General features: G+C 73.2%; 20 protein-coding genes and 1 pseudogene. 5 read left to right on the forward strand and 16 right to left on the reverse strand.

Annotation, left to right across the window (positions count from 1 at the left end; all coding sequences use genetic code 11):
• Positions 1–187 precede the first annotated feature (187 nt).
• Positions 188–2,947 (forward strand): cellulose binding domain-containing protein, encoded by a 2,760-nt coding sequence (locus tag NFU81_RS26940; protein WP_251494937.1) that lies wholly within the window; start codon positions 188–190, stop codon positions 2,945–2,947.
• 146 nt (positions 2,948–3,093) lie between these two features.
• Entirely contained in the window at positions 3,094–3,951 is an 858-nt protein-coding gene (locus NFU81_RS26945; protein ID WP_251494940.1) for a 3-hydroxybutyryl-CoA dehydrogenase, read from the forward strand.
• Positions 3,952–3,982: 31 nt separating this feature from the next.
• Here NFU81_RS26945 and NFU81_RS26950 read toward each other — a convergent pair whose 3' ends face one another.
• Both NFU81_RS26950 and NFU81_RS26955 read right to left on the reverse strand, forming a co-directional pair.
• Entirely contained in the window at positions 3,983–4,738 is a 756-nt protein-coding gene (locus tag NFU81_RS26950; RefSeq protein WP_251494992.1) for an ABC transporter ATP-binding protein, read from the reverse strand.
• 157 nt (positions 4,739–4,895) lie between these two features.
• Positions 4,896–5,768 (reverse strand): ABC transporter permease, encoded by an 873-nt coding sequence (locus tag NFU81_RS26955; RefSeq protein ID WP_251494943.1) that lies wholly within the window; start codon positions 5,766–5,768, stop codon positions 4,896–4,898.
• A 106-nt stretch (positions 5,769–5,874) separates the two neighbouring features.
• Here NFU81_RS26955 and NFU81_RS26960 point away from each other — a divergent pair, with 106 nt between their 5' ends.
• Positions 5,875–6,492: a TetR/AcrR family transcriptional regulator gene (locus NFU81_RS26960; protein ID WP_251494946.1), complete on the forward strand. Its 618-nt coding sequence runs from the start codon at positions 5,875–5,877 to the stop codon at positions 6,490–6,492.
• Between the two features lie 27 nt (positions 6,493–6,519).
• On the opposite strand, the gene NFU81_RS26965 is transcribed toward NFU81_RS26960, so the two are convergent.
• Positions 6,520–6,978, reverse strand: coding sequence for an FAD-binding protein (locus NFU81_RS26965; RefSeq protein ID WP_251494949.1), 459 nt, complete (start codon positions 6,976–6,978; stop codon positions 6,520–6,522).
• Positions 6,979–7,000: 22 nt separating this feature from the next.
• The gene (locus NFU81_RS26970) at positions 7,001–7,510 is read right to left on the reverse strand and encodes a nuclear transport factor 2 family protein (RefSeq protein WP_251494952.1); all 510 of its coding nucleotides are present in this window, start codon (positions 7,508–7,510) and stop codon (positions 7,001–7,003) included.
• 137 nt (positions 7,511–7,647) lie between these two features.
• Here NFU81_RS26970 and NFU81_RS26975 point away from each other — a divergent pair, with 137 nt between their 5' ends.
• Positions 7,648–8,076 (forward strand): LysR family transcriptional regulator, encoded by a 429-nt coding sequence (locus tag NFU81_RS26975; protein ID WP_251494954.1) that lies wholly within the window; start codon positions 7,648–7,650, stop codon positions 8,074–8,076.
• A gap of 24 nt (positions 8,077–8,100) precedes the next feature.
• Here NFU81_RS26975 and NFU81_RS26980 read toward each other — a convergent pair whose 3' ends face one another.
• The 8 genes from NFU81_RS26980 to infC all read right to left on the reverse strand — a co-directional run bounded on the left by NFU81_RS26980 (position 8,101) and on the right by infC (position 17,285).
• Positions 8,101–9,255: a PP2C family protein-serine/threonine phosphatase gene (locus tag NFU81_RS26980; protein WP_251494956.1), complete on the reverse strand. Its 1,155-nt coding sequence runs from the start codon at positions 9,253–9,255 to the stop codon at positions 8,101–8,103.
• Between the two features lie 404 nt (positions 9,256–9,659).
• Complete coding sequence (pheT, locus tag NFU81_RS26985; protein ID WP_251494959.1) at positions 9,660–12,143, reverse strand: phenylalanine--tRNA ligase subunit beta; 2,484 nt, start codon at positions 12,141–12,143, stop codon at positions 9,660–9,662.
• A complete protein-coding gene (gene pheS / locus NFU81_RS26990) occupies positions 12,143–13,264 on the reverse strand; it encodes a phenylalanine--tRNA ligase subunit alpha (RefSeq protein ID WP_251494962.1) in 1,122 nt (373 codons plus the stop codon). The genes pheT and pheS overlap by 1 nt, the downstream gene beginning before the upstream one ends.
• A gap of 350 nt (positions 13,265–13,614) precedes the next feature.
• Positions 13,615–14,793: a sensor histidine kinase gene (locus NFU81_RS26995; protein WP_251494965.1), complete on the reverse strand. Its 1,179-nt coding sequence runs from the start codon at positions 14,791–14,793 to the stop codon at positions 13,615–13,617.
• A gap of 41 nt (positions 14,794–14,834) precedes the next feature.
• Positions 14,835–15,695: a TrmH family RNA methyltransferase gene (locus tag NFU81_RS27000; protein WP_251494968.1), complete on the reverse strand. Its 861-nt coding sequence runs from the start codon at positions 15,693–15,695 to the stop codon at positions 14,835–14,837.
• A 123-nt stretch (positions 15,696–15,818) separates the two neighbouring features.
• Positions 15,819–16,202, reverse strand: a complete 384-nt coding sequence (gene rplT, locus NFU81_RS27005; RefSeq protein WP_033178180.1) for a 50S ribosomal protein L20 — start codon at positions 16,200–16,202, stop codon at positions 15,819–15,821.
• Positions 16,203–16,300: 98 nt separating this feature from the next.
• Positions 16,301–16,495 (reverse strand): 50S ribosomal protein L35, encoded by a 195-nt coding sequence (rpmI, locus tag NFU81_RS27010; protein WP_033178181.1) that lies wholly within the window; start codon positions 16,493–16,495, stop codon positions 16,301–16,303.
• A gap of 109 nt (positions 16,496–16,604) precedes the next feature.
• Positions 16,605–17,285, reverse strand: coding sequence for a translation initiation factor IF-3 (gene infC / locus NFU81_RS27015; RefSeq protein ID WP_251494995.1), 681 nt, complete (start codon positions 17,283–17,285; stop codon positions 16,605–16,607).
• Between the two features lie 356 nt (positions 17,286–17,641).
• Between infC and NFU81_RS27020 the strand changes: the two genes are divergently transcribed.
• Positions 17,642–17,992: a DUF1844 domain-containing protein gene (locus NFU81_RS27020; protein ID WP_251494971.1), complete on the forward strand. Its 351-nt coding sequence runs from the start codon at positions 17,642–17,644 to the stop codon at positions 17,990–17,992.
• A 218-nt stretch (positions 17,993–18,210) separates the two neighbouring features.
• Here the strand turns inward: NFU81_RS27020 and NFU81_RS27025 are convergent, their stop codons facing one another.
• From NFU81_RS27025 to NFU81_RS27040, 4 genes and pseudogenes are all read right to left on the reverse strand, one after another.
• Entirely contained in the window at positions 18,211–18,993 is a 783-nt protein-coding gene (locus tag NFU81_RS27025) for an MIP family channel protein (protein WP_422665295.1), read from the reverse strand.
• A gap of 148 nt (positions 18,994–19,141) precedes the next feature.
• Positions 19,142–19,876 (reverse strand): SseB family protein, encoded by a 735-nt coding sequence (locus NFU81_RS27030; RefSeq protein WP_251494976.1) that lies wholly within the window; start codon positions 19,874–19,876, stop codon positions 19,142–19,144.
• Positions 19,867–21,108, reverse strand: a complete 1,242-nt coding sequence (gene mycP, locus NFU81_RS27035) for a type VII secretion-associated serine protease mycosin (protein ID WP_251494979.1) — start codon at positions 21,106–21,108, stop codon at positions 19,867–19,869. The genes NFU81_RS27030 and mycP overlap by 10 nt, the downstream gene beginning before the upstream one ends.
• Positions 21,105–21,942, reverse strand: a pseudogene (locus tag NFU81_RS27040) (hypothetical protein); the annotation flags it as partial. The gene mycP and the pseudogene NFU81_RS27040, both read right to left, overlap by 4 nt.

Raw genomic sequence — 21,942 nt, forward strand, 5'->3', positions numbered from 1 at the left:
GGTGAGCCTTTCCGGGGGCACCCTGCGCACGGGGCGACATCCGACGGGTGGGGCAACGGACCGCCCACAAACGACCGTTGGCAGACCCTTCTCGCCCTGACATGCGAGCGCTATCATCGGACCTCTCGTGGGAGCGCTCCCACGCATCTCTCATCGTTCGTCCGCCCCCCACATCGAGGACGTACCCATGCTTCGCAGACCCCTCGCCGCGCTCGTCGCGGCACTCTCCCTGATCGGCGGCGCCGTCACCGTGGCCTCGGCCACCGCCGCCGCCACCGGTTCGGACGCCGCGGCGGCGCCGACCGCCGTCGCGGACACGTACAGCTGGAAGAACGTGCAGATCCAGGGCGGCGGCTTCGTCCCCGGCATCATCTTCAACCAGTCGGAGAAGAACCTCGCCTACGCCCGTACCGACATCGGCGGCGCATACCGCTGGAACGAGTCGACGAAGTCCTGGACACCCCTGCTGGACTCGGCGGGCTGGACCGACTGGAACAAGAACGGCGTGGTGAGCCTGGCCACCGACGCCCTCGCACCGGACAAGGTGTACGCGGCGGTCGGGATGTACACCAACTCCTGGGATCCCGACAACGGCTCCATCCTGCGCTCGTCGGACCGCGGGGCGACCTGGTCGGCGACCGCGCTGCCGTTCAAGCTCGGCGGCAACATGCCGGGCCGCGGCATGGGTGAGCGGCTGGCCATCGACCCGAACAAGGACAGCATCCTGTACTTCGCCGCGCCCAGCGGCAACGGACTGTGGCGCAGCACGGACTCCGGCGTGACCTGGGCGAAGGTCACTTCCTTCCCCAACGTGGGCAACTACGTCGCCGACGCCTCCGACAGCACCGGCTACCAGAGCGACAACCAGGGCGACGTGTGGGTGACCTTCGACCCGCGCAGCGCCGCCAAGGGCTCGACCACGCAGACGATCTACGTGGGCGTGGCCGACAAGGCCAACACCGTCTACCGCTCGGCCGACGGCGGCGCCACCTGGTCCCGGCTGGCCGGCCAGCCCACCGGCTACATCGCGCACAAGGGCGTCCTGGACCCGGTCAACGGCTACCTCTACCTCGCCACCAGCGACACCGGCGGCCCCTACGACGGCGCCAAGGGCCAGGTCTGGCGATACGCCACCGCGACCGGCACGTGGACCAACATCAGCCCGATGTCGGACGCCGACACCTACTTCGGCTACAGCGGCCTGACGGTGGACCGCCAGCACCCGGGCACCGTCATGGTCACCGGGTACAGCTCCTGGTGGGCCGACACCCAGGTGTTCCGCAGCACCGACAGCGGCGCGACCTGGACGCGGGCCTGGGACACCCCCAGCTACCCCACCCGCAGCGACCGCTACACCATGGACGTCTCCGCCTCCCCCTGGCTGAGCTGGGGCGCGAACCCGGCACCGCCGGAGGAGACCCCCAAGCTCGGCTGGATGACCGAGTCGCTGGAGATCGACCCGTTCAACTCCAACCGCATGTGGTACGGCACCGGCGCGACCCTCTACGGCACCGACAACCTCACCAACTGGGACACCGGCGCGAAGTTCACCGTCAAGCCGAACGCCAAGGGCCTTGAGGAGACGTCGGTCCAGGACCTGATCAGCCCGCCCAGCGGCGCCCCGCTGATCAGCGCGCTCGGCGACATCGGCGGCTTCCGGCACACCGACCTGACGGCCGTACCCCCGATGATGTTCACCCAGCCGAACTTCACCACCACCACGAGCCTGGACTTCGCGGCCGCCAACCCGAACACCATGGTGCGGGTCGGCAACCAGGACACGGGCGCCCATGTGGCCTTCTCCACCGACGACGGCGCCAACTGGTTCGCCGGCACCGACCCGTCGGGCGTCAGCGGCGGCGGTACGGTCGCGGCGGCGGCCGACGGCAGCGGGTTCCTGTGGAGCCCGCAGGGCACCGGCGTCCAGCACACCACCGGCTTCGGCAACTCCTGGTCCGCCTCCAGCGGCCTGCCGACCGGCGCGGCGATCGGGTCCGACCGGGTGAACCCGAAGAAGTTCTACGGCCTGTACGCCGGGAAGTTCTACGTGAGCACCGACAGCGGCGCGACCTTCACCGCCACCGCGGCCACCGGGCTGCCCAACGACAGCGGGAAGCTCAAGGCGCTGCCCGGCGCCGAGGGCGACGTGTGGGTCGTGGGCGGCAGCGGCAGCACCTACGGGCTGTGGCACTCCACGAACTCCGGCGCGTCCTTCACCAAGCTGTCCGACGTGCAGGAGGCCGACACCATCGGCTTCGGCAAGGCCGCCCCCGGCGCGTCCTACCAGGCGCTGTACACCAGCGCGAAGATCGGCGGTGTCCGCGGCATCTTCCGCTCCACCGACGCGGGTGCGAACTGGGTGCGGATCAACGACAACGCCCACCAGTACGGGGTCACCAACACCGCCATCACCGGCGACCCGCGGGTCTTCGGCCGGGTGTACGTGGCGACCAACGGCCGCGGCATCATCTACGGCGACACCTCGGACAGCTCCGGCGGTACGACGCCGCCGACCACCCCGCCGACGACACCTCCGACGACTCCCCCCACCACGCCTCCCACGACACCTCCGACGACTCCCCCCACCACACCGCCCACCACGCCTCCGACGACTCCGCCCGCCACCGGGGCGTGCACGGTCGGCTACGCGATCACCAACAGCTGGCCGGGCGGCTTCCAGGCCTCCGTCACCGTGACCAACAAGGGCAGTTCCGCGGTGAGCAACTGGAAGCTCGGCTGGACGTTCACGGCGGGCGAGACGATCAGCTCGCTGTGGAGCGCGGACTACACGCAGAGCGGGGCGGCCGTGTCGGTCACCGCGCCGAGCTGGGCGACCTCGATTCCGGCGGGCGGCAACGCGACGTTCGGCTTCGGCGGCACCGTCACCGGGACCGCGGCCGTGCCCGGCGCGTTCACGCTGAACGGAGCCGCGTGCACCAAGGTCTGAGCCCCGCAGGGGCCTGGCAGCCGCACTCCTGAGCGCATGGCGGCCGCGGGTGGGACCGGCACGGTGCCGGTCCCACCCGCGGCGCCGGCTCCGTACACCGGTAACGTCTGTCCGGTAAACGTGAAGCTGCGCGAAAGGCTGGTCGAGTGAGTGACATCGAGCGCGTCGGAGTGGTCGGCGCCGGCCAGATGGGTTCCGGGATCGCCGAGGTGTGCGCGAAGGCCGGGCTCGACGTCCGGGTCGCCGAGACCACGGGCGAGGCGCTGGAGCTGGGCAGGGCCAGGCTCACCCACTCGCTCGACAAGGCGGCCGAGCGCGGCAAGATCACCGCGGAGCAGCGGGACGACGCGCTCGGGCGGCTGAGCTTCACCACCGATCTCGGCGAGTTCGCCGACCGCGACCTGGTGATCGAGGCCGTGGTGGAGAACGAGCAGGTCAAGACCGACATCTTCCGGGTGCTCGACCAGGTGGTCACCCGCGAGGACGCGATCCTGGCGTCCAACACCTCGTCGATCCCGCTGGTCAGGCTGGCGGTGGCGACCTCCCGCCCGGACCACGTGCTGGGCATCCACTTCTTCAACCCGGCGCCCGTGCAGGCGCTGGTCGAGCTGATCCCCGCGCTCACCACCGGCAGTGACACCCTCAAGCGGGCGGAGCACCTCGTCACGCAGGTGCTGGGCAAGCACGCGATCCGGGCGCAGGACCGGTCGGGCTTCGTGGTGAACGCCCTGCTGGTGCCGTACCTGCTGTCCGCGATCCGGATGTTCGAGTCGGGCATCGCGACCCGCGAGGACATCGACAACGGCATGGAGATGGGCTGCGCCCACCCGATGGGTCCGCTCAAGCTGTCCGACCTGATCGGCCTCGACACCATCGCCGCCATCGCCGACTCCATGTACGCCGAGTACAAGGAGCCGCTGTACGCGGCCCCGCCGATCCTCCAGCGGATGGTGGACGCCGGGCGCCTCGGCCGGAAGTCGGGGGCGGGCTTCTACCCGTACTGACGGGAAGGCGGTGGCCCTGTTTCCGGCGGGGTCAGCTGCCGCCGGTGTGGGCCTCGTAGGCCTTGATCACGGTGTCGGTGGGGCCGTCCATGAGCAGCTCGCCCTTCTCCAGCCACAGCACGCGGTCGCAGGTGTCGCGGATGGAGTTGTTGTTGTGGCTGACCAGGAAGACCGTGCCGGCCTCCTTGCGCAGCTCGCGGATGCGCTCCTCGGAGCGGCGCTGGAAGTCGCGGTCGCCGGTGGCCAGCGCCTCGTCGATCATCAGCACGTCGTGGTTCTTGGCCGCCGCGATCGAGAACCGCAGCCGGGCGGCCATGCCGGAGGAGTAGGTGCGCATCGGCAGGGAGATGAAGTCGTCCTTGTCGTTGATGCCGGAGAAGTCGACGATGCCCTGGTAGCGCTCGTGCACCTCCTCCTGGGACATGCCCATCGCCAGGCCGCCGAGGATCACGTTGACGGCCCCGGTGAGGTCGTTCATCAGCGCCGCGTTCACGCCGAGCAGGGACGGCTGGCCGTCGGTGTAGACCCGGCCGCGGTCCGGCGGGAGCAGGCCCGCGATGGCCTTGAGCAGGGTGGACTTGCCCGAGCCGTTGGAGCCGATGATGCCGATCGCCTCGCCGCGGTAGGCGGTGAAGCTCACGCCCCTGACGGCGTGCACGAGGTGCACGCTGGGCGTGCCCTGGCGCAGCAGCATGCGGCGCAGGGCCGCGGTGGCGCTGCCGTGGCCGGCGCCGGCGCCGTAGATCCGGTAGACGACGTGCAGGCCGTCGACCACGACGGTCGGCACTCCCGGCGGCGTCGCGGGCCGCGGCCCGGCTCCCTGCTCGGGGCGTGTTTCCGGCCCGGTCTCGCGCTCGGTCTCCCGCCGGGGCGTCGGCCCGGCTACCGGCCCGGCCTTGCTCCCGGCCTGCTGGGGCTGCGCTGCGGCCTCGCCTGCGGACTGTTCAGCCACGTCCGTACTCCTCCTCGGACGACCAGAAGAACGCGTATCCCGCACACCCCGCCACAGTCGCCCAGATCAGCGCGAGCGGCCACACGTGGGCCGGCAGCCGGCCGGGGGTGACGCTGTCGATCAGGGCGTAGCGCACCAGCGCGACGTAGACCTGCGCCGGGTTGGCGGCCAGCGCCAGCGCCACGGCGTGCGGGACGCGGGCGGTGATCCGGGAGAGGTCGTAGAAGATCCCGGAGGCGTACATCCAGCTGCGGACCACGAAGGGCAGCAGCTGGGCGAAGTCGGTGGTGCGGGCGCCGGCGCGGGCCACGGCGAGGGCGCATCCCGCGGTGAAGACGGTCTGCAGCGCCAGGGCGGGGACCGCGAGCAGCCAGCGGGCGGTGACGGGTGCCCCGCCGGCCACGACGATCACGGCGAGCACCGCGAGCGACAGCACGAGCTGTCGCAGCTGTACGAGGGTGACGGCCAGCGGCAGCCCGGCCCGCGGGAAGTGCAGGGCTCTGACCAGCCCGATGTTGTCGGTCAGCGAGCGCGCGCCGGCCAGCACCGCCGACTGGGTGAAGCCGAAGACGAAGATCCCCGTGCAGAGGAAGGGGATGTAGTCCGGCACTCCGCGGCCCGACCCGAGCAGCGCGCCGAAGACCAGGTAGTAGACGACCGCGTTGAGCAGCGGTGTCCCGAGCTGCCACAGCTGGCCGAGCCTGGCCTGGGCGTACGGGGCCTTGGCGCGCGCCTTGGCGAACTCGTGGATGAAGTGCCGGCGGCTCCACAGTTGCCGGGCGTATCCGGCCGGTGAGGGCCGGGCGCCGCTGACGGTCAGCCCGTGGGCCGCGGCCAGGGCGGCGAGGGGAGTGGTGTCCTGCATGGGCGGTCTCCGAGGGTTCACGTCGGAACGGGTCCGTATCGTCGCAACGAACGCTACGACCCGTGGAGGTCGGAACGCAACCGTTCCGTCGCGATAGGCTCCTCGTATGACCGCAGAAGACTCCACCTCGCCGCCGCCCCGCCGGCCGCCCGCCGGTGCTGCCGTCCTCCGGGCGGAGGTCACCGAGGCGATCAGGGCCGCGGTCTTCGCGGAACTGGCCGAGGTCGGCTACGCGCGGATGTCCATGGAGGGCATCGCCCGGCGGGCGGGCGTCGGCAAGGCGGCGGTCTACCGGCGGTGGCACTCGAAGCTGCCGCTGGTCCTCGACGTCGTGCCCGCGGTCGCCGCGCAGGGGCTCCCGGTGCCGGACACGGGTTCGCTGCGCGGCGACGTGCGAGCGCTGCTGGAGGTCAGCGCGCGGGCGCTGCGCCATCCCGCGGTCGCGCAGATCCTCCCCGACCTGCTCGCCGAGGCCGCCCGCAGCCCGGAGCTGGCGGAAGCGCTGCACGGCGCGCTGCGCGAGGCGCACGGCGGGATCGTGGCGGCGGTGCTCGCGCAGGCCGCCGCCCGCGGCGAGGTCCCCGCCGGTATGTCCCCCGACCTCGCCGTCGACCTGCTGGCCGGTCCGCTCTACTGGCGGCAGGCCGTCCTGGGCGCGGCGTACAGCCCCGCCGGGCTCGACGCGCTGGCCTCGGCCACGGTCGCCGCGCTGGCTGCGGGCTGAGGGACCGGCCGGCCTGTCCCGGTGCGCTCAGAGCGCCCGGTGCACGGCGCGGGAGAACCAGCTCAGTCCGCCGCCGAGGGGGTAGCCGGTCACGCTCACCACAGGAGAGTTTCCGGGGAGGCCGGTCAGGCCGTGCGCGCCGGCGGCCTGCTGCACCTCGCCCCAGCGCACCCCCGCGCCGACCCGTGCGGTGCGGGCGACGGGATCGACCGCGACCTCGCCGAGGCGCCGGGTGCGCAGCAGGATCGCGCCGTCCGGGTCGCCGGTGGCGCCGTGCCCGCTGGGCTGGGCCGGCACCCGCAGCCCGCGGGCGGCGGCGTGGCGGAGCAGCGCGGCGACGTCGGCGACGTCCGCCGCCTCGACCACCGCGGGCACGTCCTGCGTGACGGCCGGGTTCCAGGGGCGGCGGGCGGCGTCGGACCCGTCGTCCCCGGGAAGCAGCACCCGTGCGCGGACGGACCGGCGTAGTTCTGCGAGGTCGTTCATCGTGTTCTTCTCTCCGTGGTCGTCAGGCGGCGAAGATGGCGGCGGGGTCGCCGGTGTACCAGGCGTTGTCGATCCGCAGCCGCCGGATCACCCAGCGGTCGCCGTCGCGGACCAGGTCGACGTCGTAGGGGTTCTTCAGCAGGGCGAAGGTGCCGTGGTCGGCGGTGAGCAGGTGCTGGGCCTCCACCAGTGCGGTCAGGCGGGCGGCGTCGCCATCGCGCGCGATGCGCGGGTTGGTGACCTGGTGGGTGGTGTCCACCCGGCCGGCGAAAAGGCCGAGGATCGTGGTGACGATCATGTCCCGGCCCACCATCACCGGCGGCCTGGCTCCCCACTTCGCCGCCGCGGGGCCGAAGTCCAGCTCGGCGTCGGCGGCGAAGGACGAGGCGAACAGCCGGGGGTCCTTCAGGTCCTGGCCCAGGCCGAACCGGTGGAGCGCGTCGAGGATCTCGGCGCGGTCGCGCAACTCTGCGACGACGGACTCCGTGGCACCGGCCGGGGCGGACAGCGCATGGCCGTCGGTGACGTACATCGTGTGCTCCTCTGCAGGTCGGAAGGGTTTCCGAGCTGCCTCAACCCTCGCCGGACGCGGGAGCCGCATCAACGCCGACCTGCGCAATGACCGTGAAGCCTGGGTTCACGATGCGGGGTTCACGACGCGGGGGCGCGATGCCGGAGCGACACGAGCTGGACGCCTTCCTCACCCTGGCCGAGGAGTTGCCCTTCGGCCGGACCGCGGAGCGGTTGCACCTGTCCACCACCCGGGTCAGCCGGACCATCGGCGAGCTGGAACGCCGCATCGGCGTCCCGCTGTTCAACCGCACCAGCCGCCGGGTGGAACTGACCGCGGTGGGCAGGCAGTCGGCGGAGGAGGTCCGGCCGTCCTGGGCACGTATCGCCGCCGCGTTCGAGCGGGCGGTCGACACCGGCCGCGGCATCACCGGCACGCTGAGCGTCGCGTTCGTCGGCGCCGCCGGCGGGCAGCTGCTCGCCGGCGCGACCCCGCCGCTGGAGTGGTGCCTGCACTGGCGTGCCGACGCCGCCACCGCCCGCGTCCGCGCCTTCAACGAGGCCGCCCTCCGGCTGGTCGGCCGCTGACGCCGGCGGCCGCCGGCGCTCCCGTCACCGACGCGATCGGGGCCTTCCCGGCCCGGACGGGATCACCGCGTGCCGGGAGGCGGAGGCGGGGGTGGGGCTGAGGACGAGGAGCGCGATGTCGTCGGCGCGGTGGTCGCCGGTATGAAGAACGATCTCCGCGCGTAGCAGGGCGGCGACGTCCGAGTCGTGGACGCGGGCGGCCGCCAGAGCGGCCAGGGTGTCGGGCAAGGGGAAGAAGCGGCCGGTGCCGTCGCGGGCGTCCGGGACCCCGTCCGTGTAGAGGAGCAGCCCCTCCCCCGGCGCGAGCCGGTCGCGGCACACGGTCACGTCCGTACGCAGCGGGTCGAAGAGGCCGAGCGGCGGCAGCGGTTCGCCCAGCGCCAGTGGACCCGCCCGCGTGCCCAGCAGATACGGCGGCGGGTGGCCGCAGTTGACGGCGAGCAGCCCGCCGTCGTCGGTGAGCTGCACCAGCTGGACGGTCGCGAACTCCTCCGCGGCCACGTCCTCGCCCGCGGGGCGCTCGCTCAGATGCCGGTGCATGGCGCCGTCGAGGCGGTGCACCACACCGGCCAGGTCCTGCTCGTGGTGCGCGGCCTCGCGGAAACTGCCGAGCAGTGCCGCGACCAGGCCGATCGCGGGCAGGCCGTGCCCGCGCGCGTCCCCGATCAGGGCGCGTACGCCGAACGGTGTGGCCAGCACCTCGTAGAAGTCGCCGCCGACCCGGGCGCCGTGGCTGGCCGACAGGTACTCGCCGCTGACCTCCACGCCGCCCACCCTGCGCGGCAGCGGGCGCAGCAGCACGTGCTGCGCCGCGACCGCGATCTCCCGCGTCCTGGCCAGCTCCGCAGACAGCCGGCTCCTGCGGCCCGCGGTCCACATGCCCGCGGCTATCACGGCCAGTACGGTGCAGGCGGCGCCGGCCGACAGGCCCGAGACGTCGACGGAGTCGTCGGCGAGGTCGGTGCCGAGCGCGGCGAGGGCGAGGGTGCCGCTGGCGAGGACCGCGCGGCGGCGCGCGCCCGTCGCCAGGCTCAACGCGGGGGTCACGGCGAAGGCGGGCAGGACGTCGGTGCCCTGGGGCACCTGCCAGGCCAGGACGCCCATCGCGACGACCCAGAGCGCCGACAACGGTGCCCAGGGTGTGCGGCGCAGGCCGCGGATGGTTCGCATCAGACTCATGCGGCCGGCTCCCTTTGCGGCTCTTGGCGTCCCCCGATTGTTCCTTGCGGCCGGGCGCCACGCCCACGCTGCTCGGGCCGGTCACCCGATCGAGCGAATTCCCTCCGGGGTTCACCCGCCACTCCGCCTCGGCCCGGCGGGGGCTTCCGCGCGGTTCCCCGCGTCCCCTTGCGGTGATTGCCCCTTGCTGTCGCCTTCACAGTGCCGCTGCACTGTGGCTGAGCGCTCCGTTCTCCCCCAGAGCTTCGCCTGGGGGTACCCGCACGCACCCCTGGGGGCGTGCCCTCTGTGCAGAGGGTGAGCGTTTTTCAGGGGCGCGTGGGGGTACCCCGGACGCAACGCCACAGCAAGTGGCACCCCCAGGGGGGTAGGGGGCACCCGGGGGTGCCCCCTACCCGGGAGGGCTAGGCGCCGCGGAGGGTGGCCTTCGTGCGGGTTGCCGCTGAGGCAACCGCGGCGTCACGCGCCGCCGAGGCTTCCTCGGCGGTGAGCGTGCGGTCCGGCGCCCGGAAGCGGAGCGCGTACGCCAGGGACTTGCGGCCCTCGCCGATCTGCGGACCGGTGAAGATGTCGAAGAGGCGTACCGATTCGAGCAGTTCACCGGCGCCCGCGCGCAGCGCCCCCTCCACCTCCGCCGCCGGAACATCCGCGTCGACGATCAGCGCGACGTCCTGCGTGGCGACGGGGAAGGTCGAGACCCGCGGGCCGCTGGCGCGCTCGCCGCCGGCCTGCTCGACCAGGTCGAGGTCGATCTCCATGGCCGAGGTGCGCCCGGGCACCCCGAAGGCCTTGGTGACCCGGGGGTGGAGCTCGCCGGCGTGGCCGACGACCTGCTCGCCGGCCAGCAGGACCGCGCACCGCCCGGGGTGGAAGGGCGCATAGCGGCCGGCCCGTACGGTGAGCTCGACGCCCGCCTCGCGGGCGACGGTCCGTGCGGCCTCGATCGCGTCGGCCCAGCTCGCGGTGTGGCCCGCGCCCCACCAGCCGGGCAGCTCGCGCGCACCGGCGAGCACCGCGCCGACGCGACGCGGCTGGTCGGGCAGCGCGGCCTGCAGCGCGGCGATCTCCTCGTCGGTGGGCCGCCGGTCGACCGGCAGCCGCGGCGGGGCGACCCGCTCGGCGGCCGGCAGGAAGACCAGGCCGGTCTCGAAGAGCGCCAGGTCGTGCGCGCCCCGCCCGCTGTTGCGGCGCAGCGTGCCGAGCAGCCCGGGGATCAGCGTGGTGCGCAGCGCCGGCTCGGTGCCGTCCAGCGGGTTGGCGAGCCGGACCGTGCGGCGCCGCTCGTCGTCCGCGTCGAGGCCGAGCTGGTCGAAGACCTCGGCGCCGACGAAGGGGTAGCTGGGCGCCTCGACGTATCCCGCGCCGGCCAGCGCGCGGCCGACCCGGCGGCGCAGCAGCTGCGACTCGGTCAGACCGCGGCCGGCGGGCGGCTGCGGCAGGGTCGAGGGCAGATTCTCGTAGCCCTCGAGCCTGATGACCTCTTCGGCCAGGTCGTTGGGGTACGCCAGGTCGGGGCGCCAGGACGGCACGGTGACGGTCAGCTCGTCGCTGCCCAGGACGTCGCAGCCGATCTCCTGGAGGCGGCGTACGACGGTCTCCCGGCCGTACTCGGTGCCGGCGACCCGGTCGGGGTGGTCGGCGGGCATCGCGATCGTGCGCGGCCCGGCGGGCGAGACGATCTCGGTGACGCCGGGCTCCGCGGTGCCGCCCGCGAGGCCGACCAGCAGGTCCACCGTGCGCTGGGCGGCGGCGGAGGTGGTCAGCGGGTCGGTGCCGCGCTCGAAGCGGCGGGACGCCTCGGAGCCGAGCTTGTGCCGGCGCGAGGTGCGCGCGATCGGGATCGGCGCGAAGTGCGCGGCCTCGATGACGACGTCGGTCGAGCCGCCGTCGGCGATCTCGGTGTGCGCGCCGCCCATGACGCCGGCGAGCCCGATGGGTCCCGAGTCGTCGGTGATGACCAGGTCCTCGGCGTCGAGGACCCGCTCGGCGCCGTCCAGGGTGGTCAGCTTCTCGCCGGGCTGCGCGCGGCGGACGCCGATCGGCCCGTCGATCCTGGTCCTGTCGTAGGCGTGCAGCGGCTGGCCCAGCTCGAACATCACGTAGTTGGTGACGTCGACGGTGAGCGAGATCGGGCGCATGCCGACCTTCTGCAGCCGGCGCTGGAGCCAGATCGGCGAGGCCGCCTCGGGGTCGAGGCCGGTGACCGTCCGCGCGGTGAAGCGGTCGCAGCCGTCCGGGGCGGCGATCCGCACCGGGTAGCCGTCGCCGTTGTGCGCGGGCACGTCGAGCAGCGCGGGGTCGCGCAGCGGCACCCCGTAGGCGATGGCGGCCTCGCGGGCGACGCCGCGCAGCGACAGGCAGTAGCCGCGGTCGGGGGTGACCGCGATGTCCAGCACCTCGTCGACCAGCTCCAGCAGCTCGATCGCGTCGGTGCCGGGCTCGGAGCCGGGCGGCAGCACGATGATGCCGTCGTGGTCGTCGCCCATGCCCAGCTCGCGGGCGGAGCAGATCATGCCGTGCGAGGTGTGGCCGTAGGTCTTGCGGGCGGCGATCTGGAAGTCGCCGGGCAGCACGCCGCCGGGGAGGATCACCACGACCAGGTCGCCGACGGCGAAGTTGCGGGCGCCGCAGACGATCTCCTGCGGCTCACCCGTCCGGTTGGCGTCCGCGACGTCGACGGTGCAGAAGCGGATCGGCTTCTTGAAGCCCTCCAGCTCCTCGATGGTCAGGACGCGGCCGACCACCAGCGGCCCCTTGAGGCCGGCGCCGAGCTGCTCGACGGTCTCGACCTCCAGGCCGGCGGAAATGAGCTTGGCCTGGACGTCGCGGCCGGTGACTCCGGCGGGCAGGTCGACGTACTCCCGCAGCCAAGAAAGCGGGACCCGCATCAGATCTCCATCCCGAACGGGAGGGTGAAGCGCACGTCACCCTCGACGATGTCTCGCATGTCCTCGACGTTGTGGCGGAACATCAGCATCCGCTCGATGCCGAAGCCGAACGCGAAGCCGCTGTACTTCTCCGGGTCGACGCCGCACGCGGTGAGCACCCGGGGGTTGACGACACCGCAGCCGCCGAGCTCGATCCAGCCCTCGGAGGAGCAGGTGCGGCAGGGGCGGTCGGGGTTCCCGACGGAGGCGCCGCGGCACACGTAGCAGAGCATGTCCATCTCGGCGGACGGCTCGGTGAAGGGGAAGTGGTTGGGCCGCAGCCGGGTGGTCATGCCCTCGCCGAACAGCGAGACCACCATGTGGTCCAGGGTGCCCTTGAGGTCGGCCATGGTCAGGCCCTCGTCCACCGCGAGCAGCTCGACCTGCGCGAAGACCGGGGTGTGGGTGGCGTCGAGCTCGTCGGAGCGGTAGACGCGGCCCGGCGCGATCACGTAGACCGGCAGCTCGCGCTCCAGCAGGGCACGGATCTGCACCGGCGAGGTGTGGGTGCGCAGCACGACACCGGACTCGCCGCTGCCGCCGGCACCCTCGACGAAGAAGGTGTCCTGGGTCTCGCGGGCCGGGTGGTCGGGCGGGAAGTTCAGCGCGTCGAAGTTGAACCACTCGGCCTCGACCTCGGGGCCTTCCGCGACCTCGTAGCCCATGGCCGTGAAGATGTCCTCGATCCGCTCGGACAGCGTGGTGAGCGGGTGCCGCGCGCCGGCCGTGCGGCGGTCGTACGGCAGGGTGACGTCGACGGCCTCCTCGACCAGGACCCGCGCGTCGCGCTCGGCCTCCAGTTCCGCCTGCCGGGCGGCCAGTGCCTGGTTGACCGCGCCGCGGGCCTGGCCCACCCGCTTGCCCGCCTCGGCCTTGGCCTGCGGGGGCAGGGCGCCGATCTCGCGGTTGGCGAGCGCCAGCGGCGAGCCGCCGCCGGTGTGCGCGGTCTTCACATGGGTGAGCGCTTCGAGGTCGCCGGCGGCCGCGACGGCGGCGAGTGCGTCGCTGCGCATCCGCTCGATCGCCTCGGGCTTGAGGGCCTCGACCTCGACAGGGTCGTACGACTTATTCGGTGCCGACATCTCTTCCCGTTCCGAAATGGATGATGTTGGGGGCGCCTCGCGTGCCGACCTTCCGGTGGAGGCTCTGCCCGACCGGACACATGCCAGGGCACGAGTCTACTGGCGCTCGGGGGACCGGCGGTTTTCGCCCGTCCCGGAGGGCTGACGCACGAGCTTCCGGAGTGGGCGGCCGAGGAACGAGGCCGTCCGCGCAGGAAGCGAGCAGGAAGCCCGACCGACAGCACGGAGGGCTGACGCACGAGCTTCCGGAGTGGGCGGCCGAGGAACGAGGCCGTCCGCGCAGGAAGCGAGCAGGAAGCCCGACCGACGTACAGCCCGCCTGTCCCGGTGGGTCTGGCGGCGGTGCCGTCTCAGGCCATGAACGCGGGTGCCCCGACGGGCAGGATAAATCGGAATTCGGCGCCGCCGCCCGCGGCCCGGCCGACCGCGATGGTCCCGCCGTGCGCCTCGACGATGCCCTTGACGATGTAGAGCCCCAGGCCCGTGCCACCGCGCTTACTGCCCCGCCAGAAGCGGGTGAACACGCGGCTCATGGACTCCTCCGGGATGCCTGGTCCTTCATCGCTCACGGTGACCGCCGTGCCGGTGGACCGCCCGTCGCCGTCCGCGTGCGAGGATCCCACCTCGATCGTGACAGTTCCCTCGCCGTGCCGCACCGCGTTTTCCAGCAGGTTGCCGAGCACCTGGTCGATCTTGTCCGGGTCGGCCCACAGCGCGGGCAGCGGCTGCCCGACCCGCACGCTGAACCGGTCGGGGGCCTGGCCGGCGGCGACGTGCGCGTCGACGTGCCGCTGTACGGCCGCTGCCAGGTCGACCGGCTGGCGGCGCACTTCGAGCCGGCCCGAGTCGATACGGGAGATGTCGAGCAATTCCGCGATCAGCCGGGTGACGCGGTTGGCGTCGGCGTCGACGGTCTCCAGCATCAGCTTCTTCTGGTCGTCGGTGAAGCGCTCCCACTTGGCCAGCAGCGTCGCGGTGAAGCCCTTGACCGAGGTCAGCGGGGAGCGCAGCTCGTGGGCGACGGTGGCGATCAGCTCGGCGTGGCTGCGTTCGGTACGACGCCGGGCGTCGGTGCCGCGCAGGGTGACCACCAGCCGGCGGACAGGGCCGGTGGGCCGCTCGCGGACGTAGCGGGCGGCGACCAGCACCTCGCGGCCGCCGGGCAGCAGCAGGTTGCGCTCGGGCTGGCCCGCCCTGATGGCGAGCCCGCCGTAGGGGTCGGTGAGCGGCCACCAGCGGCGACCCTCCAGGTCCTCCAAGGGCAGCGCCTGCTCCACCGGCAGCCCCAGCACGTCCTGCGGGCACAGCGCGGTGATCCGGGCGGCGGCGGCGTTGAAGCAGACCACGCGGCCGGTGTGGTCGGCGACCAGCAGCCCGTCGGGCAGGTCGTCCGGGTGCAGGCCGTACGGGGCGGCGGTGGAGTACGGCTCAGCCGCCTGGCCCTGCTCGGCCGCCGGCGGCTGCCGCGGGTCCGCGGGCAGGACCGTCAGCGCTTTGTGCGCGCCGTTCCTTCGCGCCGTGACACCCATACGCGCCACCCCCCTCCTCAGGGCCCCGGGCCGCCACCCTACTAGCTGGAGGTCACGCTGCGGCACCCTGCGGGCGCACGCTGCTCACGAGCGGAGGCGTAGAGGCACACAGCGGCGGCGGTAGCGAGATTGAGGCTTTCCGCGCGCCCGTGAATGGGGACGCGCACCACCTCGTCGGCGAGCGCCCTGGTCTCCTCGGGCAGGCCCCAGGCCTCGTTGCCGAAGATCCAGGCGGTGGGGCCCTGCATGGTGCCCTCGTCCAGCTCCGCGTCCAGGTCGCGCTCCCCCGCACCGTCGGCGGCCAGCACGCGGACGCCCGCGGCGCGCAGCCCGGCGACCGCGTCGCCGACCGGCACCCCGACCGCGACCGGCAGGTGGAACAGGCTGCCGGCGGAGGCGCGTACCGCCTTGGGGTTGTACAGGTCGACCGAGGCGTCGGTCAGGACCACGGCATCGGCCCCCGCCGCGTCGGCGCAGCGCAGCACGGTGCCGGCGTTGCCGGGGTCGCGGACGTGCGCCAGTACGGCGACCAGCCGCGGCCTGGCGCGCAGCACCTCGGCGAAGGGCGTGTCCAGGAAGCGGCACAGGCCGACGACACCCTGCGGGGTGACGGTGTCGGAGATCTCCGCCATCACTTCGGGGGTCGCGGTCAGCACCGGCGCCCCCGCCGCCCGGGCGGCCGCGACCAGGTCGGCGTGCCGTTCTGCGGCCTCGGGGGTCGCGTACAGCTCGACCAGGGTGCGCCCGGCCGGTCCCCCGGGGTGCGCTACGGCCTCGCGTACGGCCTGCGGTCCCTCGGCGAGGAAGCGCCGCTCCTTGCCGCGGAAGCTGCGCCGGGCCAGCCGGTGTGCGGCGGTGACCCGCGCGGAACGCAGCGAGGTCAGCTCGGGGGGGGTGCCCATCTGGGTGCCTGCTCCTCGGTCGGTGCGCCGCGGTGCTCAGCGGTCGCGGCGGACAGCGAAGGACCCGCGGGCGTCACGACCACCCGCGGGTCCGGAGAACCGCACTGCGCTTGGTGCGCAGCCTCACGCCGCCTTCGGGGCGTTCACATCCGCGGGCAGCGCCTTCTGCGCGACCTCGACCAGCGCCGCGAAGGCGTTGGCGTCGTTGACGGCCAGCTCGGCGAGGATCTTGCGGTCGACCTCGACGTTGGCGGCCTTGAGGCCCTGGATGAAGCGGTTGTAGGTGATGCCGTTCGCGCGGGCAGCGGCGTTGATGCGCTGGATCCACAGCTGACGGAAGTCGCCCTTGCGCTTCTTGCGGTCGTTGTAGTTGTAGACCAGGGAGTGGGTGACCTGCTCCTTGGCCTTGCGGTACAGGCGCGAACGCTGACCGCGGTAACCGCTCGCCTGCTCCAGGATCGCCCGGCGCTTCTTCTGGGCGTTGACTGCCCGCTTGACGCGTGCCACTTGATAACTCCTTCTAGGGGACCGCGGTCGTACTCACGCGGCCCGAAAGCGAATGGACTCCCGGCCCGGGACGGTGCGCCCCGGTGGGGGCACGGCCGTCACTTGCCGAGCAGCTTCTTGATCTTCTTGGCGTCGGGCTTGGCGACCTCGACAGTGCCGGTCAGGGCACGCGTCTTGCTGGACGGCTTGTGCTCGAGCAGGTGGCGCTTGCCGGCGCGCTCACGCAGCACCTTGCCGGAGCCGGTGATCTTGAAGCGCTTGCTCGCACCACTGTGCGTCTTGTTCTTCGGCATGGCGCCGTAGTCTCCTCGTCGCTGGCCCTCCCGTCCGCACGAGGGCGCACGGAGAGCGTCAGTTCTGCATTACCGACCCGGAGCCGGGCGCTCCGGGATGTTCTTCGTCTCAGCCGGCGTCGGCCGGGGCCTCGACCTGCGCGTCGGCGTCCACATCAGCCTCGGCGTCGGCGTCGGCGTCCACATCAGCGTCGGCGTCGGCGTCAGCCAGCGCGTCGCCCTGGCGGCTCGCCTTGCGGGCGGCCTGCGCCTCGCGGGCCTCGGCCATTGCCTCGGTCTTCTTCTTGTGCGGACCGAGGACCATGATCATGTTCCGGCCGTCCTGCTTCGGGTTCGACTCGATGAACCCGAGGTCCTGGACGTCCTCCGCGAGGCGCTGCAGCAGCCGGTAGCCCAGCTCGGGCCGGGACTGCTCGCGACCGCGGAACATGATCGTGATCTTGACCTTGTCGCCCTGCTTGAGGAACCGGACGACGTGACCCTTTTTGGTGTCGTAGTCGTGCGGGTCGATCTTCGGCCGGAGCTTCATCTCCTTGATGACCGTGTGCGCCTGGTTCTTGCGCGCCTCACGGGCCTTCATGGCCGACTCGTACTTGAACTTCCCGTAGTCCATGAGCTTGCATACGGGCGGGCGTGCGTTCGCCGCCACCTCGACCAGGTCGAGGTCGTACTCCTGCGCAAGCTCCAGGGCTTTGGCAAGCGGCACGATGCCGACCTGCTCGCCGCTGGGACCGACAAGTCGCACCTCGGGAACGCGAATCCGGTCGTTGATGCGGGGCTCGGCGCTGATGGGGCCTCCTCGGTTGCACCACGCGGCTGACTGGCCGACAGCCGCGCTTGGGTCTGTTGTCGTCCGACCGACCCGTACCCAAGGCGCAGAAAACGCCCCGTACGGGACACAGGCGGGGCTCCTCACAACCGGGAGCACCGCCGCGTTATTCCGCGGGGCGCATCGGACGGTGCCCACCGGTGTCATACCGGTGATTACCGTCTGACCGGGACCCGTCGGCCTTCCGGCCGATCAGGTGGGAGATCGGAGCCTCCACTTGGTGGTCGGACACACTGGTGGCCGACCGGTCGTAGAGCCAGCATACCAGCGCAGGGGCGAGGGCCGTAATCGGCCGGACGGGGCATATCGTGTCGGGCATGAGCGACGCACCTGCCCCCGGCTTCGACGATATGACCCGCGACATCGCGGACGTGCCCGCGGTCGAGGTGATCACCACGGTGGCCGTCCACCTGATGAGCGCGGCGGCGGTGAACCTCGGCCTCGCGGAGGAGGGCGACCAGCACAAGGACCTCGACGAGGCCCGCAAGCTCATCCAGGCGCTGGCCGGACTGGTCACCGCGAGCGCCGGCGAGATCAGCACCTTCCACGCGGCACCGCTGCGCGATGGGCTGAAGTCCCTGCAGCTGGCCTTCCGCGAGGCGTCCGTGGTGCCGGACGAGCCGGGCAAGGGGCCGGGCGAGAAGCTCACAGGGCCGGTCTTCGGCTGATCCACCGCCGGCAGCAGTCGACCCCCACCCCCTCCGCCGGGCTTCCTGCTCACTCCCTCCGCCGGGCTTCCTGCTCACTCCCTCCGCGGGCGGCCTCGTCCCTCAGCCGACCACTGCGGGAGCTCGGGCGTCAGCCCCCACCCCCTCCGCCGGGCTTCCTGCTCACTCCCTCCGCGGGCGGCCTCGTCCCTCAGCCGACCACTACGGGAGCTCGGGCGTCAGCCCTCCTGTCCCACCGCCCTCGCGGCCGTCTCCGCCTCGGCCGCGGACGCCCTGGCCGCGCGGATCGCGGCGAGGGCCGGGTGGGTGACCTCGTGGACGAGCGCGGCCAGGACCGCGCCCACCAGGGGGGCCACCAGGAACAGCCACACCTGCGTCAGCGGCGGGCTGCCCGCGAAGAGCGCAGGCGCCAGGCTGCGGGCCGGGTTCACGCCGGTGCCGGTCAGCGGGATGCCGACCAGGTGGATCACCGCGTACGCCATGCCGATGGGCAGGCCGGCGAAGCCGATCAGCGCGATCCGGTGGGTGACCGCGAGATACATGAAGACCAGCAGGAAGGTCATGATCAGCTCGGCCACGAAGGACCCGAAGATGTTGATGCCGACCGCCGAGCGGTACCCGTAGCCGTTGGTGCCGAAGGCGCCGTGCGTCTGCAGTCCCGGCACCTGCTTGGCGACCAGCAGCAGCAGGGCGGCGCCGACGATGGCGCCCAGGAACTGCGCGATCCAGTACTCGACCGCGGTACGCACCGTGATCCGCCGCGCGGCCAGCATGCCCAGCGTCACCGCCGGGTTCACGTGGCTGCCGGAGATCGGGCCGAAGGCGTAGGCGATGGCCAGCAGGATCAGGCCGAACGCCAGCGCGATGCCCAGCGTCCCGATGTACTGCCCGGAGAGCACGGCCGCGCCCACCGCGAAGAAGACCAGCACGAGAGTGCCGAGGAACTCGCAGACGAACGCCCGCTGGTCCTCGGGCGTCCGGTTCTCGGTGATCGTTCGCATGTCCATCCGGACACCTCCACGATGATGATCTCGGTGCCTGCTCTCGTATTGTCGGCTTTCCGGGTGAAACGCACATCTCGGATGAAAGCCGCAGAAAGGGCGGGCGGTGAGTCGCGTGGGTTCCGGTAGGGCCGCGGGCGGCCCGCGGTCAGCGGGTGAAGAGCGGTTCCCCTGGCAGCACGGCGTCCGGCGGCAGCAGGGCCAGGTCGATGCCCCGGCGCAGGCCCGCCCGCAGGGTGTCGTCCGCGGCGAGCGCGGCGGCGAGCGCCTGCCCGGTGCGTGCGACGTCCGCCCCGGGGGCGAGCACCAGGCCGAGGGTGCCGTCGCTGTCGGTGCCCGGGGTCAGGTGGGCGCGCACCACGCCGGGCTCCGCGGCGACCGCGGCCCGCAGCGCGGCACGCACCTCGGGGTCGTCCAGCGGCTCCCCGGCTCCCGGGCCGCGTGCGGCGGTCCGCAGCGCGGCACCCGTCAGCTCGTACGCGACAGGACCGGCCAGGTCGATCAGCAGCGTGTCGGCCTGCTCATGGGCGAGTGCCTGGAGCGCCTGGTGCAGCGGTACGGCGACCGGCCGCGCGTCGGGGCGCCAGCGGGCCAGCGCGGCCGTGGAGGTGAAGGCGGGCAGTGCCCGCCGCCCGTCGGGTGCCTGGATGGTCGGCACCGCCATGTCGCTGCTCTTCTCCCGGCGCAGCCCGTCCTCGCCGGTCTCCGCCTCGCCGAGCACCGCGATCACCGGGACCAGCAGCCGGGCGGTGTGCAGCGCCTCGATCAGCTCCGGCTCCTTGCCGCGGTCGGCGGCCCACGCGGCGAGGGCCGCGGTCAGGGCGGGGGCGGCGGAGCCGTCGTCGTCGGCGTAACCGGGGTCGGGGATGTTCTTCAGCTCCACCCCGGCAGCCTATCCGGCGCGGGTACGTCGCCCGCCGCCGCGGGTGCCGGGCGCCGCGGCCGGAACCACAGCAGCGCGGCCAGCGCGACCAGCACCGCCCCGACCGCGCCGAAGGCGGCGGCGACACCGTTGCCCAGCACGCTCGACCCCGCCTCGGGAACGGGCGCGGGGTCGGGGCCCGAACCGAAGTAGCGGTGCGGGTAGGTCGCCGCGGCGGGCGCGAGCGGTGCCGGCTTGAGCTTCGCGGCCGCGGCGAGCGCCGCTGCCGGGTCGATCTCGCCGGTGCCCATCTCGTCGCTCCTGCCGCCCTTGGGCTTGTGCCGGGTGGTGTCCTGGAGCACCTGCTTGATCTGCAGCGGGCTCAGCTCGGGGTGGGCGGACCTGAGCAGCGCGGCCGCGCCCGACACGTACGCGGAGGCGGCGCTGGTGCCCAGGCCGTCGTAGTACTTGCGGTTCGGGTCGGCGATGACCACGTCCTCGCCCGGCGCGGCCACCGAGGCGTACCAGCGGTGGGTGGAGAAGGCGGGGTGGCTGCCGCTCTGGTTGACCGCGGCCACCGCGATCACCCCCGGGTAGGCGGCCGGGTAGGAGGAACGGTCCGCCTTGTCGCCGCTGTTGCCCGCGGAGGCGACCACGACGACGCCCTTGCCGAGGGCGTACCGGATGGCGTCGGCCTCGGCGGCGACGGGCGCCGCGGTCGCGCTGTCGTCGCCGAGCGAGAGGTTGATGACGTCGGCGCCGTGGTCGGCGGCCCACCGGATGCCCTCGGGCAGCGCGCCGCCGCGACTCTTCCTCGCCTGGTCCCGCTTGGGGTCCTTCTCCTCCAGGATCACCCGCACGGGGAGGATCTTGGCCTCGGGGGCGATCCCGAGCACACCGTTGGCGTGGCCGGGGCCGTGGCCGTGCCCGGCGATGATCGCGGCCATGCCGGTGCCGTGGTTGGCCCAGGACTTGTCGCCGCGGGAGGAGCCGAAGCCGATCAGGTCCTTGCCCGCGAGGACCTGGCCGGTCAGGTCGGGGTGGGTGGCGTCGACGCCGGTGTCGAGCACGGCGACGGTCACCCCCGCGCCCTTGGTGGTCTGCCACGCCTTCTGCGCGTGCAGCGCCGCGAGCGCCCACTCCCGGTCCCTGATGGTGTCCGCGGCCGCGGGCCCGCCCGCGGCCGCGAGGAGCGCGGTCGCGGCGGTCGCGCCGGCCGCGGCCCTGACCGCCCAGGTGGTGCGGCGGGTCATCGCGGCTTCTCCGTTCCGGCGGTGGGGGTCGGGTGCAGTTCCGCGTCGACGGTGGCGGTCAGGCGGTCGTGGACGGCCTTGGCCAGGCCGGTGGCGTCATGGCCGAGACCCGCCTGCGCGGGGGCGGTGGTGGCGCCCGCGGCCATGGCGACGGACGCGGGCTGCGGGCTCGGTATGGCGCGGCCGTCGGCGAAGCCGCTGACCGCGTAGACGACGAAGGGCAGGTCCGCGGACACCTCGACGTCCCAGCTGCCGCGCTGCTTGGTGCCGAAGCCGGCCGCGGGCGTGCCGGGGAAGGCGACGGGACGCGGTATCAGGTCCGTACGGACCCCGAGGTGCTCGCCGCTCCAGCGCCGGCTGAGCGCCTGCATGCCGGCGGCGTCCGCCGAGGTGACGAGCAGGCCCACCGTGGTGACCGTCGTCGACGTGCTGTCCACGTAGGTCGCCCGCAGCAGCCGCAGGCACCCGGTGGGTGCCAGTACCTGGTCGAGCAGCGGGTCGAAGGCGCCCGTGCAGCCGCCCGGTGCGGCGACCCCGACCCGGGTCCACGCCCGGTCCGCGCCGCCCGGCCCCGCGCCCTTGCCCGCGACGGTCGGCGGGAAGAGCGTGTCGACCGGCGCGCTGTGCCACACCTGCCGCGCCTGCCCGAACTCCGCGGCGCTGCCCGGCGCGGCCTGCGGCACCACCTGGGGGCCGTGGTCGATCACGGCGCCGCCGACGGCCCCGCCTATCAGCCCGAGCCCGACCACGACGCACACCGCCACGGCCCCCCTGACCGCACGGCTGCGCCGGGGCGGGGCGGCAGGCGCCTGCGCGCCGGGCGCGGGCGCCGCC

Source organism: Actinacidiphila cocklensis (genome assembly GCF_907177275.1).
Classification (GTDB): domain Bacteria; phylum Actinomycetota; class Actinomycetes; order Streptomycetales; family Streptomycetaceae; genus Actinacidiphila; species Actinacidiphila cocklensis.